16 protein-coding genes and 1 riboswitch are annotated in these 17,270 nt (G+C 68.1%); of the genes, 9 read left to right on the top strand and 7 right to left on the bottom strand.

Annotation, left to right across the window (positions count from 1 at the left end; all coding sequences use genetic code 11):
* The first annotated feature begins 138 nt into the window (after positions 1-138).
* A complete protein-coding gene (locus tag J7E87_RS09900) occupies positions 139-861 on the top strand; it encodes a GntR family transcriptional regulator (protein WP_215092188.1) in 723 nt (240 codons plus the stop codon).
* Positions 862-889: 28 nt separating this feature from the next.
* On the opposite strand, the gene J7E87_RS09895 is transcribed toward J7E87_RS09900, so the two are convergent.
* Entirely contained in the window at positions 890-1,828 is a 939-nt protein-coding gene (locus J7E87_RS09895) for a sigma-70 family RNA polymerase sigma factor (RefSeq protein WP_215092186.1), read from the bottom strand.
* Positions 1,829-1,838: 10 nt separating this feature from the next.
* Positions 1,839-3,035, bottom strand: coding sequence for an NAD(P)/FAD-dependent oxidoreductase (locus J7E87_RS09890; protein WP_215092184.1), 1,197 nt, complete (start codon positions 3,033-3,035; stop codon positions 1,839-1,841).
* 355 nt (positions 3,036-3,390) lie between these two features.
* On the opposite strand from J7E87_RS09890, the gene J7E87_RS09885 reads away from it, so the two are divergent.
* Positions 3,391-4,116, top strand: coding sequence for a DUF899 domain-containing protein (locus tag J7E87_RS09885; RefSeq protein WP_215092182.1), 726 nt, complete (start codon positions 3,391-3,393; stop codon positions 4,114-4,116).
* A gap of 177 nt (positions 4,117-4,293) precedes the next feature.
* Here the strand turns inward: J7E87_RS09885 and J7E87_RS35860 are convergent, their stop codons facing one another.
* A complete protein-coding gene (locus J7E87_RS35860) occupies positions 4,294-4,419 on the bottom strand; it encodes a hypothetical protein (RefSeq protein ID WP_285427314.1) in 126 nt (41 codons plus the stop codon).
* A 347-nt stretch (positions 4,420-4,766) separates the two neighbouring features.
* Positions 4,767-5,261 (bottom strand): peptidylprolyl isomerase, encoded by a 495-nt coding sequence (locus J7E87_RS09875; RefSeq protein ID WP_215092180.1) that lies wholly within the window; start codon positions 5,259-5,261, stop codon positions 4,767-4,769.
* Positions 5,262-5,459: 198 nt separating this feature from the next.
* Between J7E87_RS09875 and J7E87_RS09870 the strand changes: the two genes are divergently transcribed.
* Complete coding sequence (locus J7E87_RS09870) at positions 5,460-5,837, top strand: class I SAM-dependent methyltransferase (protein ID WP_215092178.1); 378 nt, start codon at positions 5,460-5,462, stop codon at positions 5,835-5,837.
* Positions 5,838-5,978: 141 nt separating this feature from the next.
* On the opposite strand, the gene J7E87_RS09865 is transcribed toward J7E87_RS09870, so the two are convergent.
* Complete coding sequence (locus J7E87_RS09865; RefSeq protein WP_215092315.1) at positions 5,979-6,827, bottom strand: transglycosylase SLT domain-containing protein; 849 nt, start codon at positions 6,825-6,827, stop codon at positions 5,979-5,981.
* A 4-nt stretch (positions 6,828-6,831) separates the two neighbouring features.
* Positions 6,832-7,020, bottom strand: a riboswitch (cyclic di-AMP (ydaO/yuaA leader).
* Positions 7,021-8,167: 1,147 nt separating this feature from the next.
* On the opposite strand from J7E87_RS09865, the gene J7E87_RS09860 reads away from it, so the two are divergent.
* Positions 8,168-8,593, top strand: a complete 426-nt coding sequence (locus tag J7E87_RS09860; RefSeq protein ID WP_215092176.1) for a VOC family protein — start codon at positions 8,168-8,170, stop codon at positions 8,591-8,593.
* A gap of 198 nt (positions 8,594-8,791) precedes the next feature.
* On the opposite strand, the gene J7E87_RS09855 is transcribed toward J7E87_RS09860, so the two are convergent.
* The gene (locus J7E87_RS09855; protein WP_215092313.1) at positions 8,792-9,631 is read right to left on the bottom strand and encodes an alpha/beta fold hydrolase; all 840 of its coding nucleotides are present in this window, start codon (positions 9,629-9,631) and stop codon (positions 8,792-8,794) included.
* Between the two features lie 479 nt (positions 9,632-10,110).
* Between J7E87_RS09855 and J7E87_RS09850 the strand changes: the two genes are divergently transcribed.
* Positions 10,111-11,991 carry a sulfatase gene (locus J7E87_RS09850; RefSeq protein WP_215092174.1) on the top strand — a complete coding sequence of 627 codons (1,881 nt, stop codon included), beginning with the start codon at positions 10,111-10,113 and terminating at the stop codon, positions 11,989-11,991.
* Between the two features lie 19 nt (positions 11,992-12,010).
* Here the strand turns inward: J7E87_RS09850 and J7E87_RS09845 are convergent, their stop codons facing one another.
* Complete coding sequence (locus J7E87_RS09845; protein ID WP_215092172.1) at positions 12,011-12,169, bottom strand: hypothetical protein; 159 nt, start codon at positions 12,167-12,169, stop codon at positions 12,011-12,013.
* Between the two features lie 643 nt (positions 12,170-12,812).
* Between J7E87_RS09845 and J7E87_RS09840 the strand changes: the two genes are divergently transcribed.
* The 4 genes from J7E87_RS09840 to J7E87_RS09825 all read left to right on the top strand — a co-directional run.
* Positions 12,813-14,297 (top strand): UDP-N-acetylmuramoyl-L-alanyl-D-glutamate--2,6-diaminopimelate ligase, encoded by a 1,485-nt coding sequence (locus tag J7E87_RS09840; RefSeq protein WP_215092170.1) that lies wholly within the window; start codon positions 12,813-12,815, stop codon positions 14,295-14,297.
* Positions 14,298-15,358: 1,061 nt separating this feature from the next.
* The gene (locus J7E87_RS09835) at positions 15,359-15,706 is read left to right on the top strand and encodes a MerR family transcriptional regulator (RefSeq protein ID WP_215092168.1); all 348 of its coding nucleotides are present in this window, start codon (positions 15,359-15,361) and stop codon (positions 15,704-15,706) included.
* Between the two features lie 435 nt (positions 15,707-16,141).
* Positions 16,142-16,345, top strand: coding sequence for a cold-shock protein (locus tag J7E87_RS09830; protein ID WP_069775160.1), 204 nt, complete (start codon positions 16,142-16,144; stop codon positions 16,343-16,345).
* 363 nt (positions 16,346-16,708) lie between these two features.
* Positions 16,709-17,270, top strand: a 562-nt coding sequence (locus J7E87_RS09825; RefSeq protein WP_215092166.1) for a DEAD/DEAH box helicase, incomplete at its 3' end; no start/stop codon positions are given.

The following is a 17,270-nucleotide window of genomic DNA, read 5'->3' as shown; positions in this document are numbered from 1 at the left end:
CCACCCGCGGGCCCGTGCGAACTGGGCCGCGCAGCCCTGGAGTTCCACTCACCGCACCGCACCGCACCGCAGCCTCGCACCCACGAAAGCAACGTGACATTGTACCCTGATGATCCGCGGCGGCACGGACGGAGCACCATGGGACACCTGAAGCAGCGCAACCTCGTCACGGCCCGCGAGCGGCTGCGCGACCAGGTGGCTCATGCTCTGCGGGCCGCGCTCATCTCCGGCGAACTCCGCCCGGGCGAGGTCTACTCGGCGCCAGGGCTCGCGGAGGACTTCGGCGTCTCCGCCACCCCGGTGCGTGAGGCGATGCTCGACCTGGCCCGCGAAGGTCTCGTCGAACCGGTACGGAACAAAGGGTTCAGAGTCACCGAAGTCAATGAGCGCGATCTCGACCAGTACACCGAGATCCGCACCCTGATCGAGGTCCCGATGGTCGGCCGGATCACCCGCAGCGCCTCCCGCAAAGACCTGGAGGCGCTGCGGCCGGTGGCCGATGAGATCGTCCGCGCCGCCCGCGAGCACGACCTGATCGGCTATCTGGAGGCCGACCGCCAGTTCCATCTCACCCTGCTCGGCCTCACGGGCAACGAGCGTCTCGTCGAAACAGTCGGCGATCTGCGCAAGCGCTCCCGCCTCTACGGACTGACTGCGCTGGACGAACGCGACCAGTTGCTGCCGTCTGCCGAGGAGCACCTGGAGCTCCTCGATCTGATGCTGGCCGGTGACTCGGAGGGCGCCGAGGCGTGTATGACCCGGCACCTGGGCCATGTGCGCTCCCTGTGGGCGGAGGGCCTCAAGGACGCCGAGATTCCCGCGCCGCGCCGCCCCAGGCGGAAGGCCGCCGCCGCGGGCTGACAGTCGGCCCCCGCTCCGGTGGCTCTGGTCACCATACGTTGATGACCGGCGCCTCGGGTTCGTGCTGCCGCCAGGCCTCGTTGAGGCGCGCGAGCCGGTCCGCGGCGGCGATGCCGCGCAGGGACGCGACCTTGCCGTCGCTGACTTCGAACGCCACGGCGCCCACGACCCGGCCGTCGACCACGGCGAGGACGGCCGGGGAGCCGTTGACCAGCGCGATATGGATCGCGGGCGAGCCGCCGGCCAGCCGCCGCTTCGCCGGCGTGGGCTTGAAGCCGGCCCGCACGTAGGAGGCGACCCGCTCGCGCGTCTTGTACCGCAACAGCCGCTTGCCCAGTCCGGCGCCGTCCGAGACCGCCGTCACGTCGTCGGTGAGCAGCGCCACCAGCCGTTCGGTGCGCCCCGACGTGGCGGCGGCGAGGAACTCCTCGACGACCCGGCGCGCGGACACGGGGTCGGCCTCACCGCCGCGGCGGCGCTCGGCGGCGACCCGGATCCGGGCCCGGTGGACATGCTGCTGGCTCGCGGACTCGGTGATGCCGAGGATCCCGGCGATCTCGGCGTGGCTGTACGAGAAGGCCTCACGCAGGACGTAGACGGCCCGCTCGACCGGCGAGAGGCGCTCCAAGATGGTCAGTACGGCCAAGGACACCGATTCGCGCTGCTCGAAGGTGTCGGCCGGGCCGAGCATCGGGTCGCCCTCGAGGAGCGGCTCGGGCAGCCAGGCACCGGCCGCTCGCTCGTGGCGCGCCTGCGCCGAGCGGAGCCGGTCGAGGCAGAGATTGGTGACGACCTTGGTCAGCCACGCTTCCGGCACCTCGACCCGTTCGCGGTCTGCGGCCTGCCAGCGCAGGAACGTGTCCTGCACGGCGTCCTCGGCATCGGCTGCCGAGCCGAGCAGACGGTACGCGAGCGAGGCCAGCCGGCCCCGGCTGGCCTCGAACCGATCGATGGCTGCGCTGTCCATGCGGAACAACCTATGCGGCGACCCTCACACCGGTCCGGTCAGGCGCGGTGGCCAGGCGGCGCTTGCGCTTCGGCATGCCGAAGGTCGGGTGGGCGATGCCCCACCCGGCCCCCTTGAGCACGCCCGACTTGAGCCGCGCGGCGGTCCGGCCGCCCAGGTACCAGGACTTCGACCGAACGTCCCCGTCGACCATCTGGAAGATCGCGTCCCGCCGCCCGAGGCTGATGTGGTTGCCGTGGTACTTCAGCCCGGTGGTCGGGACCTCGCTGCCCGTCAGGCGCGCGATGATCGCGGCGGTCGCCTGCATGTTGGTGAAGCCGGCCGAGGCGCAGGACATCGGCAGCGGCCGGCCGTTCTCGCCGATCGCGTAGGCGCAGTCACCGGCGGCGTAGACGTCCGGGTGCGAGACCGAGCGCATGGTGCGGTCGACGACGATCTGGCCGGTCTCGGCGACCTCCAGGCCGCTGGCGGCCGCGATGGGGTGCACGGCGAACCCGGCCGACCACACGGTCACGTCGGCCGGGATGGACGACCCGTTGACGCGGTCGGCGATCGCCCGTGTCGGCCCGACGGCTTCGATGCCGGTGTGCTCGTGGACGGTGATGCCGAGCCGGTCGAAGGCCTGGCGCAGGTGACGGCGGGCCTTCGGGGAGAGCCAGGCGCCCAGCTCGCCGCGGGCGGCGAGTGCGACCGAGAGGTCGGGCCGGGACTCGGCGAACTCGGTGGCGGTCTCGATGCCGGTCAGCCCCTCACCGACGACCAGCACGGTGCCGCCCTCGCCCAGGCCGGCCAGGCGCTCGCGCAGACGCAGCGCCGAGGACCGGCCGGTCACATCGAAGGCGTACTCGGCCACGCCGGGGACGCCATGGTGGGCTACGGAGCTGCCGAGCGCGTAGAGAAGCGTGTCGTACGCGAGCTCGCCGTCGCCGTCCTCGCCGGTCACGGCGACGGTCCGGCGCTCGGGGTCGACGCCGGTGACGCGCGCCAGGCGCAGCCGCACCCCGGTGCCCGCGAATACGTCGGCGAGCTTGCGGAACGCGAGGTCCTGGCCGATCGCGAGCTGGTGGAGCCTCATCCGCTCAACGAAGTCGGGCACGGCGTTGACGACGGTGATCTCGGTGTCGGCGGGGGAGAGCCGGCGAACCAGGTTTCCGGCGGCGAAGGCCCCGGCATATCCGGCGCCGAGTACGACGATGCGGTGCTTCATGGCGTTGCTCCTGTCTCGTTCGCGTGCCCTTTGAACGAGACGGCGCCCCGATTGCTGACAGGAGCCGGGTGTGACGCGGGTCACCGAACTAAGACGAGCGGCCGAGCCTGCGACAGGCGCTTGGGCCTGTCTTGGGCAGTCGAAACGGGGCGATGGCCAACTATCGGTCGGCGTCACAGTGCACCACGTCGGAGCCATGCATTTATTTGAACTTATGTTTGATTTATCGCGCATAGGCGTGCGCCCGTGTCGGTGACGGCCGACCCTGGACGCAGGGGGTCCTGCTGAGCGGCGCCCAGCTCACACCCCTGGCCTGGCCCATGAGCTCGGACCGAACTGGAAGGTGAACCTCACGATGAAGACACCCCCGATCGTTTCGCTGCAAGAGTGGGAGGCTGCGCGCCAGCAGCTGCTCGTGGAAGAGAAGAAGTTGACTCGCGCCCGCGACGCAATGGCCGCCAAGCGTCGCCGGATGCCGTGGCTGGCGGTGGAGAAGGAGTACGAGTTCGAGGGACCCGAGGGTAAGGCGAGTCTGCTCGACCTGTTCGAGAGTCGTCGTCAGCTGATCATCTACCGCGCCTTCTTCGAGCCCGGCGTGTTCGGCTGGCCCGACCACGCCTGCCGCGGCTGCTCCATGGTGGCCGACCACGTCGGCCACCTCGCCCATCTGAACGCCCGCGACACCACTTTCGTCTTCGTGTCGCGCGCGCCGCAGCCGGAGATCGAGCGTGTGAAGGCGCGGATGGGCTGGACGATGCCCTGGTACACCGTCACCGACGATTTCGACGTCGACTTCGGTGTGGACGAGTGGCACGGCACGAACGCATTCATCCGCGATGGCGACCGTGTGTTCCGCACCTACTTCGTCAACGCCCGTGGCGACGAAGCGATGGGGGGCAGCTGGAGCTACCTCGACATCACCGCGCTCGGGCGGCAGGAGTCATGGGAGGACTCGCCCGAGGGCTATCCCCAAACCCCACCGTACGAATGGTGGAACTGGCACGACGAATACGGCGACGCCGAGCCGGCACAGGAGTGGCTGGCCCAAACTCGCCGAGGCGCCCCACGCCAGCCTGACTGAGCACTCCATCTCGCGGCTGAGCGATCGAGCCGCGGCAGGTCAGGACCGCAGGGCTCGGCGTTCTACGGCCCATGGGCGCATCGGTGAGGCTCAGCCGGAACCGGCATGTGCCGCATTGCCGCATGCCGGCGGCGCGGGCTGAGCGCTTCAGTTTGCGAATGCCGCCAGATGGGGCGCTCAGGCACAGAGACGAGGCGTTCCGCTGGAAACGGTCCTGAACTGCAGCGAGACGTCGAGATCCTCCACGCCGGTGAACTCCACGCTCAGGCCCTGGGCGCGGGTGTTGTTGGCGCGGAAGTACATCTCCCCCAGGCCCTGCGCCGCTACCTGCAGCAGTCCTGGTCGATCAGCCCGTGCCGCTGAGGGACCTCATCACCGGCCTCGCAGGAGTGGAGCTGCCCGGCCACACGAAACAGCTCCTGGCCCTACTGTCGGACGGCGACGGGGCTGGAGCCACAACCTGATCTTCCCGCGCGCGGCGATAACGACATCGTCCGGCAGCAGCTGCGGCACCGGCCGGAGTCAGCCGCGCACTGACCGCAACGGGCCGCGGACGGCGGCTCGCGGTGGTACGCCAAAGGCCGGGCGCCCGTCGCAGAGACGGTTCGCCCGGCCCCGGACGTCGCGCGGCGGACGCCGCGCGGACGGAATCAGCCCTCGACGACGCCCGACTTGGCGATCGTGACCTTCGCCTTGGTGGCACCGTTACGCGAGCCCAGGCCCTCGATCTGCCTCACGACGTCCAGGCCCTCGACTACCTCGCCGAAGACGACGTGCTTGTTGTCCAGCCAGTCGGTGACGACGGTGGTGATGAAGAACTGCGAGCCGTTGGTGTTCGGGCCCGCGTTGGCCATGGACAGCAGGCCCGGCTTGGTGTGCTTGATCTGGAAGTTCTCGTCGGCGAACTTCTCGCCGTAGATGCTCTTGCCGCCCGTGCCGTTACCGGCGGTGAAGTCGCCGCCCTGGAGCATGAAATCCGGGATGACACGGTGGAAGGAGGAGCCCTCGTAGCCGAAGCCGTGCTCGCCCGTGGCGAGCTCGCGGAAGTTCTTGGCGGTCTTGGGGACCACGTCATCGAACAGCGCGAAGACGATCCGGCCGGCGGGCTCGTCGTTGATGGTGATGTCGAAGAACACGTTACTCATGGCTCCATCCTGACACCCGTGGTCACAGGAACGCACACCGGAGCCACTCCGACGCGAAGAAACACCCGCTCCGCCCCGCGCGGCCACGCGGTGCCCACGTCATTCCTCCGGCGCTTCGGAGCGGTCCCCGCCCGATTGCTCGGGGTGGTTCGTGGCCATGCGGGTCCGGGCATCCCTTCCGACGACAAGGGGGGCACCGTGAACGTGGACAGCGAGCAGGAGAACGCCGAGGCGTGGACCGCCTACGGAACGCACCATCTGCAGCGCGGAACGCTCGTCCCGGATCCGGAGCGGCTCGACTTCGGGTTGTGGGGTACAGGCCCGGGCCTTGAGGTCCTTGGCGACATCGCGAGCCTGCGCGTGCTGGATCTGGGGTGCGGTACGGGGAAGTTCGCGGCACTCGTCGCCCGCGAGCGCGCGGCTCTGATCGATGCCGTCGACTGGAGGTGTGAGGTGTGCCAACGCCCGTCGCACCTCAAGCCCAGCACCGTAACGCTCTCCCGTAGGGCACAAACCCCCCAGGGTCGTGCGCTGAGCGTACGACCCTGGGGGTGCCCTATCGGCTCTGGTCCATAGGGCTGTTGATGCCTTCATTTCGCCGCGCCCCCGAAACACGCCCGGTCGACTGCATCGAGCCGCCGCACCATCCAGCAATCCAGGCGTCAGTTTCACGGCATCGAGACGAGAGCAGCAATGCGCTACCGCGGGGAGCGCCTGTCAGTAAGGGCCGTTTACATTGTCGATCGAGCCGTACTTGTCGGCGGCGTAGTTGCACGCGGCGGTGATGTTCGCGACTGGGTCATAGCTGTCCATCGCCGTGCCGGGCACGTGATAGGCCAGGAATGTTGGCTCGATGACCTGAAGGAGTCCCTTGGACGGGGTTCCGGCCACTGCGTTGGAGTCCCAGTTGTTGATGGCCAGCGGGTTGCCCGAGGACTCGCGCATGATGTTTCGGTGGATGCCGTCGTAGGTGCCGGGTATGCCGTGCTTGGCCATGACGTCGAGCGACTCCTTGATCCAGCCGTCGAGGTCATTGGAATAGGCCGCGGGCTTCGGGGCGGCGGCCACGTTGTCGCTCGACGGTGTGTTCTGCCGCTTCGAGCGGTCGGCCCGGTCGGAAGAGGGCGACGCCTTGGCGGAAGCCGATGACGACGGGCGGTCGGCGGACGCCGCCGGCGCCTTTGCCTCGGCCTTCTTACCGACCGTCAGCTTGAGGCCGGGATGAATCAGCGCCGGGTTGTCACCAACGGCCAGCCGGTTGTCCTTGTACAGCTTCTTCCAGCCGCCGCTCAGGGTGTGATCGACTGCGATCCGGTAAAGGGAGTCGCCCCCGACAACGGTGTAGGTCGTGGGCTTGGCCTTCTTCGCGAGGACTGGCGTGGTGGCCGCGAAAGCAGGTGCCACGGCCTTTTTGGCGAGAACGGGCTGCGTCGCCGTCTGCGCCGCGCCGGCAGCGGTTGCGCCGATCACCGGCAGGACGAGTGCGGCTCCACCCGTACCCGCGGCAATGAGACCCCGGGTGAGCGAACTGGACTTGGGGCGACGGTGCTTACCCTTTGCGGGCATGACGATTTCCTCTCCGTCGCCTGCGAGGTGAGCTGTCGGGTTCGGCCTGGAGATGGCCGGCCGCAGTGTGAATGCGACTTCACCCCGAGCCGTTCCGGATTTCCGGATCGGCAGCGTTCCTGGGTCCCCCGCTCCTGCCGTACGTGTGTGAGTGCGGTTTCCGGATAGCGGCAGGATTCGGCGGTCCACCCGGATTAACGGTGACCGTAATCGAAATGGGTGGGATGGAACAAGACCCGAATTCAACAGCGCAATCCGAGAGGAAGCTCCGGCCGGGGAAAGTGCCGTCGTCCACGCCGGGCGGGAAATCAACTGGCTTTCTGTAGAACGGGACTGAGCTCGGCAGCGCCATCCACCTATCGCCGCAGACGTGACGCACATCACCGCAGATGAGGGGGAACGGGGTGCTTTGGGACGGTGAGCGAGAGGGATCTAATCAGCGCAAGTATCGTTAATTCGGACATCAGGGAGCATGGAGATGGAATTGCCCATGCTGGGCACTTTCGGGCACAGCTTGCATTTCTGGAGCGCCGACTCGGTCAAAGCCGTGGGCCCAGTGGCCCCTGGCGGGCCAAGTGGATGCCCTGCAACCCACCCCGAGGTCGAAATTTCATACATTAATGAACCCTTTACGTTACTTATGTCCGTTTAGTGACAAATGGGGCTTCTCGGGGCGAGCCGCCGCTCGTACGGAAACTGCCGGTCATGAATCAATTCCCACTCACCTATGGACTTCGAACGGCCGACGCGGGCGAGGTGCTCGACAACACTCGCCGACTCCGCCAATGAGCACAGACAGCCCCAAGGGCTGAAATCCAGGAACTCTGGTTGCCGTGGACGCCACCGAAGTTGAGGCGGTGCGTAACGGTAGAACCCGGCATAGCACCGTCGTTGAGCTCGGCGACCTCAGGCGATATGCGGACGTGCGAGCCTGCACCCACCCGTGGCTTCGTAGCTGAGCACGGTCACCAGGTGGGCGACCTGGGACATGAACATGAATTCCCATCACTTCGATTAATGGTCGCCAGACCCGAAGACCGCGAGTTCGAGCGCCCAGTCCTCAGGGGTCCATGCGCCGAATCGGCGCCAGTGGCTTCGCACCAAGTTTCGTGCTCGCCAGGCAGGAGGTATTTCCGTCCAGGGCGTCAGGAACGGCCTGCCGCCCGGCAGATGAACTTCCCGCGCCACCAGGTCGGCCGGCTCCGCCGGCCCGTCTTCGTCGGGTAGTCGCAGCTCCAAGCGAGCGGCCTTCACTCGCAACCCCTTCAAGGGGCCAAAGATCGTGGCACGCGCCCCTTCGCTTCCAGCGCTTTCGCCATTGCTCACGGCACAGTAAGGATATGAACGCAGACGACAAAGGCATTTTGGACAACGCGCGCGTGGCGACCAGGCTCCCCGCCCAGGACCTGGACCGAGCCCGGCGGTTCTACTCCGAACAGCTCGGTCTCGAGCCGGTCGACGAGCGGCCCGGTGGGCTGCTGTATCGCTGCGGAGGCGCGGACTTCGCCCTGTTCCAGTCCGCGGGAGAGTCACCCGGCACCTTCACTCAGATGGGGTGGGAGGTCGACGACATCGAGGCGGTCGTGTCGGAACTCGAACGGCGCGGTGTGGTGTTCGAGGAGGTCGACCTGCCCGGGCTGCGGACCAGGGACGGGATCGCCGAGATCGACGGGAACTACCCGAGCAAGGGGGCAAGGGGTGAACGCGGCGCCTGGTTCCGCGACAGCGAGGGGAACATGCTGGGCGTCGGACAGCCGGTCGTGTGAGCAGGGCTCACTGCTTCCTGGACGCTTGCGGCGAAACGGGGGCACAAGCCTCAAACCCATCGAGGGCGGCTGCGGTTCACAGCCCGGGGGGACCTTCTTCCTGGACGAGATACCGCCCCGCCGTTGGCCGTGACGACGCCCTCGCTCGCGCGAGCGGCCTGATCACCCGCAGCGTTGGCCAGGCGACCGGGCGGTCGTTCATTCCAGGTACGCCGCGGTTGTCGCCACGAACCCGTCGGGATCGTCGAGCCACGGGAAGTGCCCGGCCCGGGGCTGAATGACCAGCTTGGCGTGCGGAAACAGCTCAGCGAACTCGGCCACCGCGCGAGGTGGAGAATTCAGATCGACCTCCCCGGCCAGCAGGAGGACCTGCGACGCGAACCGTGCGAGCGCCGCACGGGTGGTGTCCGGGTCGAAAGCACCCTCGGCACCGAAGACAGCCGCGGCCTCCTTGTTCTTCTGCCCGTCCTCCGCGGCCCGATGGGCCCGAGCCGCCTCGTCCCAGCAGCCATAGAAGAACGGGGCGACGGCCTGGAAGGAGTCGGTGGTTGCCTTGCCGGCGACGATCGCTTCCAGGGCCGCGGACGCCGTCGGGAACCACGGCTCGTCCCGGCGGAGCTGCGCCGTCCCGCGCCGGACGTCTCCTGTGATCGTGATGCCGACGGCCATCACGCTCGGCGTGATCAGCGCGAGCTTGCCGACGCGTTCCGGACGTTGCCCCACATACAGCGCGGCCAGATTCGCCCCGGCGGAGTGCGCCAGCAGGTCCATCCGGTCCAGGCCGAGGTGCTCGCGCAGGCAGTCCACGTCGTCGACGAGTCGGTCGCAGCGGTAGGAGGCAGCGTCCTCCGGTATCGCCGACTCGCCGGTTCCCCGAAGGTCCAGCATGATCAACTGTCGGTGGGCGGAGAGGCCGCCGAGGTCTCCGAGGTACAGGGAGTCCTGCATCGGTCCGCCGGGAAGGCAGACCACGGGAGGGCCTTCTCCGAACACGCGGTAGGCAAGCGTCGTCCCGTCATGCGCGGAGAAGGAAGGCAAGGAAGGCATGGAGAAGGACCCTGACAGCGGCGTTCAGAGAGAGCAACCGAGTTTCCGACATGCTTGAGAGACGCGTGAGCTGAGGCGACTTGGGCACGCCGGCCGCAAGAGCACCCATCCAGGCTTTGAGGGACTGGTCGCCGATCACGGACAGCAGTTGCAGTCTCTCGTAGCTTTCGCCGACCGGGACCACCGTGCAGACGGGCAGAACCCGGGACTGGTCGAGGCCATGGAGCACCTGGCAGTGAAGTTCCAGCATGCCCGGAAGCGGCGCCGTAGTGTCAGGCCACCGAGCGAGTTCCCGCCCAAAAGCCGACCCTGCCAAACCAGTTCACCACCACCGGCGTACGCTTCCCGCGCGGCAAGACCCTGGTGATTGAACTGAAGCCGTCGGCAAGCCGTACAGATAGGCGGCGGATCCGACCTCCGGGCCCGGTCCGCCTTGCCACCACCGGGCTTCGCACGGAAGGACCTTCGGGTTGTCGCTCTGGACGCGCTCTCGTCAGCTGCCGAATACGGACAAGGCGACCACGGAGGAGGGCCTGACCCCGGACGGCCCACCGGAGCACAGTACGGACGAGACCACCGCGGGTCAGAACGCCGCCGCAAGTGACGGCACCGCCGTCCGGGAGGAAGCCGGCGCGGGTGACGCCACCAGTGGCGAACCGGACGAGGCCGTCACCGGAAGCGGCTGGCGGGACCAACACCCGGCCGCGGCACGGGTCGTGGCGCGGGTGACCACTGCCCTGGCCGCCGTGCTTGTGCTCTTCGCCCTCCTCCTGCCGAACGAACTCTCCCGCCTTACGCCCAGCGCGTTCGCGCGCATCCCGGTGGAGGGGATATTCGGCGCCGCCGTCCTGCTCGTACTGCCGCCCAGGGCGAGGCGCGTGGTGGCGGTGCTCTTCGGCGTCCTCCTCGGCCTGCTGACCATCCTGAACTTCCTCGACATGGGCTTCTACTCGGCTCTCGACCGACCCTTCGACCCGGTGCTCGACTGGATCCTGTTCGACGACGCCGGTGCGTTCCTGAGGGACTCGGTCGGCGAGGCCGGCGCGATCGGTGCCGTGATCGGGGTCGTGGTCCTCGTCCTCGCCCTGCTCCTCCTCATGACGCTGGCGGTCGTCCGGCTGAGCCGCCTCATGGTGGGGCACAGCACCGCGGCGACCCGTACCACCGTGGTACTCGCGACCGCCTGGATCACCTGCGTGGCGCTCGGCGTGCAGATCGCCGGCGTGCCGGTCGCTGCCAGGAGCACGGCCACGCTCGTCCAGGACCGTGCGCGCCAGGTGCACGCGGGCCTGAAGGACGAGCGGGAGTTCGCGAAGGAGGCCGCCGTCGACGACTTCCGCGACACCCCGGCCGACCGGCTACTGACCGGGCTGCGCGGCAAGGACGTCATCTTCGCCTTCATCGAGAGTTACGGCCGCAGCGCGGTCCAGGACCCGGCGATGGCGTCGCAGGTCGGCGCTGTGCTCGCGGACGGGAACAGCCGGCTGCGGGCGGCCGGGTTCTCCTCCCGGAGCGCTTTCCTCACCTCACCGACTGCGGGCGGCGGCAGCTGGCTGGCCCACTCCACTTTGATGTCGGGCTTGTGGATCAAGAACCAGGAGCGCTACACCAGCGTCACCTCGAGCGACCGCCTGAGCCTCACCGGCGCCTTCCAGCGCGCCAACGCATGGCGGACGGTCGGCATCATGCCGGGCGTCACCCGTGCCTGGCCGGAGGGGCGGTTCTACGGCCTCAGCAACATCTACGACTCCCGGCACCTCGGGTACAACGGCCCGAACTTCAGCTGGGCGCCCGTGCCCGACCAGTACAGCCTGTCGGCCTTCGAACGCCTCGAGAACGGCAAGCCGGGGCGCGGGCCGTTGATGGCGGAGATCATCCTCGTCTCCAGCCACAACCCATGGGCGCCCATCCCCAAGATGATCGGCTGGGACGAGCTCGGTGACGGCTCGGTCTACGACGCCATCAACAAGGCGGGCAAGGACCCCAAAGAGGTGTGGAAGGACCCCAGCCAGGTGCGCACCGAGTACCGGCGCTCCATCGAGTACTCGCTGAACAGCCTCATCTCCTACGTGGAGAAGTACGGCGACAAGAACACGGTGCTCGTCTTCCTCGGCGACCACCAACCCGCCCCGATCGTCACCGGCGACAACGCCGGCCGGGACGTCCCCATCGCGATCGTCGCCCACGACCCGGCCGTGCTGGACCGGATCTCCGGCTGGGGGTGGCACGACGGCCTGAAGCCCGGTCCGAAGGCCCCGGTATGGCGGATGGACACCTTCCGCGACCGCTTCCTGAACGCCTACGGCCCGCAGCCCGGCCCTACTCCGCCCCCGCCAACCCGGCAGCGGTAACCCGGTAAGGGTCGGTCAGTCACTCAGGGGTCTGGCAGACGGGGCAGAGCTCGTAGCGGCCGTCGTTCACCACGCTCCCCCAGCCGCGGCACTCGTCGCAGTAGCGAGCCAGGTCGATGTTCGCGTGGGGGGCAGGAGCGTGGGGGGCAGGAGCGTGGGGGTGGGCTCCAGTGGTCATCAAGTCATGTTCCTCGGGTAGAGGGCTACGCATAGCAAAACTATGACATCTCACACATAAATATTCAAACCGCTCGCAAGATCCATCCGTACCGACGTGACCATCAGGGCAGCCCGCGGTCTGCGCGCCGGAGTGCACGCCTGCTCGTGATCCCCTTACGGAGGAACCGCTCCCCCGCCGTGGGCAGTCGGCCGCAGGGCTCGCGAAGAGCAGGGGCCGAAAGTCGCGACGGTGCGCTTGCGCGCACGTTGCCCGCGGGCGGGATCGGGGCCGCTCAGTGCGACGTACACTCCACCCATGGGTTGCATACAAGCGATGAGGGAGTGCCTGCGAGGGGCCCCCCGCGCGCTGTGCCCCACCGCGCCCAGGACTCGCTGCCGCGCGTTGCACGGCCACGGCTAACCACTTCCTGACGGACCGGGCCCCGTCCTCTTCTGCGCCCGCGGAGCCTTCCGGCACCACTCGCCGCCGCTTCCTTCCTGATCTTTCTGCGGTTCTTCCGGCTTCCTGGAATCACCCGGGCCACTGCCTACCCCTCACCACCCCCGCATCCCTGCACCACTCCCGCGGCTGCTCGACGCGCCGTCGCCGCGTTCCGGCGACGACCGACATCCGGCCTGTCCGCACCCCGAGAGGACCCTCTGTGAAGTTGAGCGAATTGCTGGCCGGGCACGACCACGAGGTCCTTCTGGGCGATGCGGAGACGCGCATCACCGCGGGAACATGCTTCGACGCCCACCGCGTCATGCCGGGGTCCCTGTTCATCGCGGTGCCCGGTCACGATGAAGGCGGCCCTGAAGCCGTCGGCCCCGCCATGGCGCGCGGCGCCGTGGCAGTACTCGTCGACGCGTCGATGGCCGACCTGCCGACGGCGCTGCGGGCAGCGGAAGCCGGAATGTGCGTCGTACGGGTCCCCGATACACGTAGGGCGGCCGCGGTCGTCACCTCCCGCTATTACGGGGAGCCCGGGCGCGAGATGAACATGGTGGCCGTCACCGGCACCAACGGGAAGACCTCTGTGTCGTACATGGTCGAGTCCGTGCTGCGGATCGCCGAACGCGCGCGGGTGGGCGTGATCGGGACAGCCGGCAGCCGGATCGGCGATGAACTGATCCCCATGCCGAGATCAGTGCTGACCACACCGGAGTCACCCGACTTCCAGTACCTGCTGGGACACATGCGCGACCGCGAGGTGAGCACCGTAGTCCTGGAGGCCACGTCGATGGGCCTGCTGACCCACCGGGTGGACCACGCCTTCATCGACGTCGGCATCTTCACCAACCTCACCCAGGACCACCTGGACGACCACGGCACCATGGAGAACTACCGGGATGCCAAGCTCCGCCTGTTCCAGGGGCTGTGCCGGCGCGCGGTCGTCAATGCGGACGACCCGGTGGGAGCGGGAATCGGCGCGATGATGCCCGGCGCGGTCACGACCTACGCCCTCGACGCCGAGGCCGACTACCGGGCGAGCGACCTGAGCATGGACGCCTTCGGTACGCGCTTCACCCTCCAGCACGCCGGACAGAAGTACCCGGCGGCGATCCCCGTACCGGGACGGTTCTCGGTGGCCAACGCGCTGGCCACCGTGGCGGCCTGCCACCTTCTGGGACACGACCTTGCCGGACTGGTCGCCGCGCTCGCCCAGATGCCGCCCGTCCCTGGGCGGTTCGAACGATTCCAGACCGCCCGCGGCACGTCGGTGATCGTGGATTACGCCCACTCCCCCGACTCTCTGGAGAAGGTCCTCACCGCCATCCGCGAATTCGCCACCGGAGAGGTCATCACCGTCTTCGGCTGCGGGGGCGACAGGGACACCACCAAGCGGGCACAGATGGGGGAGATCGCCGGGACTCTCTCCGACCTGGTTGTGCTCACCTCCGACAACCCGCGCCATGAAGACCCAGAGGCGATCCTGGACCAGATCACTCCCGGCGTGCTGGCGACCGGCACCCGCTTCGAGCGGTGCGCGGACCGCCGCAAGGCCATCGCCTTCGCTCTCTCGGCCGCCGGAGGGGACGACATCGTCCTCGTCGCCGGAAAGGGGAGTGAGCCGTACCAGATCGTCGGCGAACAGCTGCTGGCGTTCAGCGACATGGCCACGGTGCGTGAACTCGCCGCGCAGTAGCAGTAGCTAGTAGTTACGTACCGCCTGCCGCCGCCTCACAACGGTTGTGCGAAACCTGCGCAGTGCGCACGGCCTGGACGGGTGGCGGTAGCGGGGGAACACTGCCCCCGCTCGAGGCCGTTTCTCGAGCGGATCCCGCCGAGCCGGACGTCCGCCCGTCCGAGCCGGTCCGGCCCGCCGGGTTCATTCACGGGTCGACGACCTGGCCTTCTCCCGCCAGAAGTTCCGGGCCGCCCCAGCGCCCCGGTTTCCAGACCTGTCTGAACGATCAGGCTGCGCCGGTTGGCTGCAGCGGCGGCCTGATCGGCTGAAGCAAGTCAAGGCTCCGCCGCTTCCTCAGCCACAGCCGGGAAGCCGGCCTGAGGCGCGCCATCCGGGCTGCAGCAAGCCACGACTCGCTCCAGGCGCCGCGGCTGCACAGCCTGATGCGCCTCGCGTCGACCGATGTCCGGGTCCCCAAAAACCGCGTCGAGCGGGTTCGACAGGCCCTGACCTGGCAGCCCGCAGCGGGAGCACGTCGCGAAGCGGTGGCCCCGGCTGCGGAGAGCTGCGGCAAGTGCAGAGATATTTTCACTCCTGGACTCGAAAAATCTGTCGTGTCAGAGGTAGAAATTGCGCCGTCGCATGGTTAGGGTTTCTTCTGTAGCCGACGAAGTCAGCGATCCGCGCCGGACATGAACCGGCGCGAGCATTAACGGCACGGGCATGGAGTGCTGGGGTCAGGAGGTGCAAGAAGATCCCAGGTCTGGTGGCCGGGCCGGGCGGTCCTCGGGACCGCCGTGCAGCATCGCAAAGTTTCAGAGCAGTACAACCCGATGAACAGAGAGGAGCAGACGCCATCAGGATCGCCCGGGCGAAGTGCCAGTTCGCCCGGGTGCCGCAGGCCCCGATTGGAAGGTGGTCCCCGGTCACGCATCCGCGATCCCCGCACTTCCGGCCTCAGGTTCGGACGCGCGGAATACGAAAGCCAGCGCGCAGCGCCGGCAGATGGTGTTGATACCCCTCGGGGCCCCGGTGTGTACGCACCGGGGCCCCTCGACGCGTTCCAGACAGAGGTGCAAATGCCCCCAGAAACCCCGCCAAACGCCGCCGATCGATTCGATGATGACGACTACCCCGCCTACACAATGGGGCGAGCCGCCGAGATGATCGGCGCTACGCCCGGCTTCCTCCGGGCCGTCGGCGAAGCCCGGCTGATCACCCCGTTGCGGTCCGAAGGCGGCCATCGCCGTTACTCCCGCTACCAACTGCGCATCGCCGCCCGCGCACGCGAACTGGTCGACGGCGGCACGCCGGTCGACGCAGCCTGCCGCATCGTCATTCTGGAAGACCAGCTCGAGGAAGCCCTGCGAATCAACGAGGAACTGCGCCGGCCCACAGCAGACTCGGGCGGAGCCGCCGCCTCCTGACTGATGCCTGAGCATCGGCGAAGTCTCGCCCCGGGCCACGGGACGCCCGGACAGGCCCGGCGTTCGCCCGCCCGCCCGGCGAACAGGGCGCTTTCGCGTACCCGACGCCACGTCGCATCGCAGCCCGTTCCGCTCAGATGATCTCCGCGCACTCGAATATCTATTGTCACAGGCATAGATATTCGGGCCATGCTCGATGAGGGTTTATGGCGCGGCGGGCTGAGTGATATTACTCGCCGCGCCCAGCTGCTTGCGCCGTGCTACCGTTGTTCTCAGTTGCAGTTGTGGTTCCCAAAGACTTCAAGTGCCCGTGCCGACGTAACCGCCGGAGCGAGCACTTCTGTATTTCCGGATGTTTTCCGGACGGGGCAATCATCGCGGCGACGCGGAGCTCGCACAGTGCGGGCACCGAGCACTGCCCCAAGGAGATATGACATGGCTACTGGCACCGTGAAGTGGTTCAACGCGGAAAAGGGTTTCGGCTTCATCGAGCAGGATGGTGGCGGCGCTGACGTCTTCGCCCACTACTCGAACATCGCCGCCCAGGGCTTCCGTGAGCTGCAGGAGGGCCAGAAGGTGAACTTCGACGTCACGCAGGGCCAGAAGGGCCCGCAGGCCGAGAACATCGTTCCCGCCTGACGCTGACACGCACGACGTAGGTAGCTGGGGCCCGTACCTTGGGGTGCGGGTCCCAGCTCCTTGCTTTTCCAGATTTTGGCCACAGCCGCAGCTGGTTCACCCTGCGGCGAGCGGCAGTACTTTTTCTCATCGCACGGCGGACATATTCCCCACGGCTCGCGCCGGACACAGGTCCGCCCAATCCTCCATGATTCGGCATCCCAGCCACTCCGGCGCTTGCCAGTCATTCTGACGTGTCGGCCCCGCCTTTGCGACGGCCCGGACTTCGTCTTCGTTCTCACTTCGGCTCGTTCTTGCAATTCTCAACGCCGCTCATTGCTGCCGAGAATTCCTGGATGCGTGCCGCATCGAGGAAGGTTTTGCATGAACCGCACAGCTCGCACGAACGACCGCTACTCCCGCACCCGCAACGGCGGCACCGCCGGATCCGGCAGGGGCGGCGGCTTCCGTTCGCAGTCGCAGGGACGCCAAGGCGCCCAGGGCCGCTCGGGTGCCCCCAGCCGCTCCGGCGGCTACGGACGCCGTCCCGCCGCGCTGCAGGGCGAATTCGCCCTGCCCGTCACCATCACCCCGGCCCTCCCCGCCGTCGAGGCATTCGCCGATCTGGACATGCCCGCGCCCCTGCTGGCGGCGCTGCGCATCGAGGGCGTGACTGTACCGTTCCCGATCCAGGCCGCAACCCTGCCGAACACGCTGGCAGGCCGGGACGTGCTGGGCCGCGGCCGTACGGGGTCGGGCAAGACCCTCGCTTTCGGTCTGGCGCTGCTGGCGCGTACCGCGGGCCGGCGGGCGGAGCCGCGTCAGCCGCTGGCTCTGGTCCTGGTTCCCACGCGGGAGCTTGCGCAGCAGGTCACCGACGCGCTGACTCCGTATGCCCGGTCGCTGAAGCTGCGGATGACCACTGTGGTGGGCGGGATGTCGATCG

The sequence above is a fragment of the Streptomyces sp. ISL-1 genome, assembly GCF_018614585.1.
GTDB lineage: Bacteria > Actinomycetota > Actinomycetes > Streptomycetales > Streptomycetaceae > Streptomyces > Streptomyces maoxianensis.
Note: the sequence above shows the minus strand (reverse complement) of the source record. Positions and strands in the feature narration are given on the sequence as shown.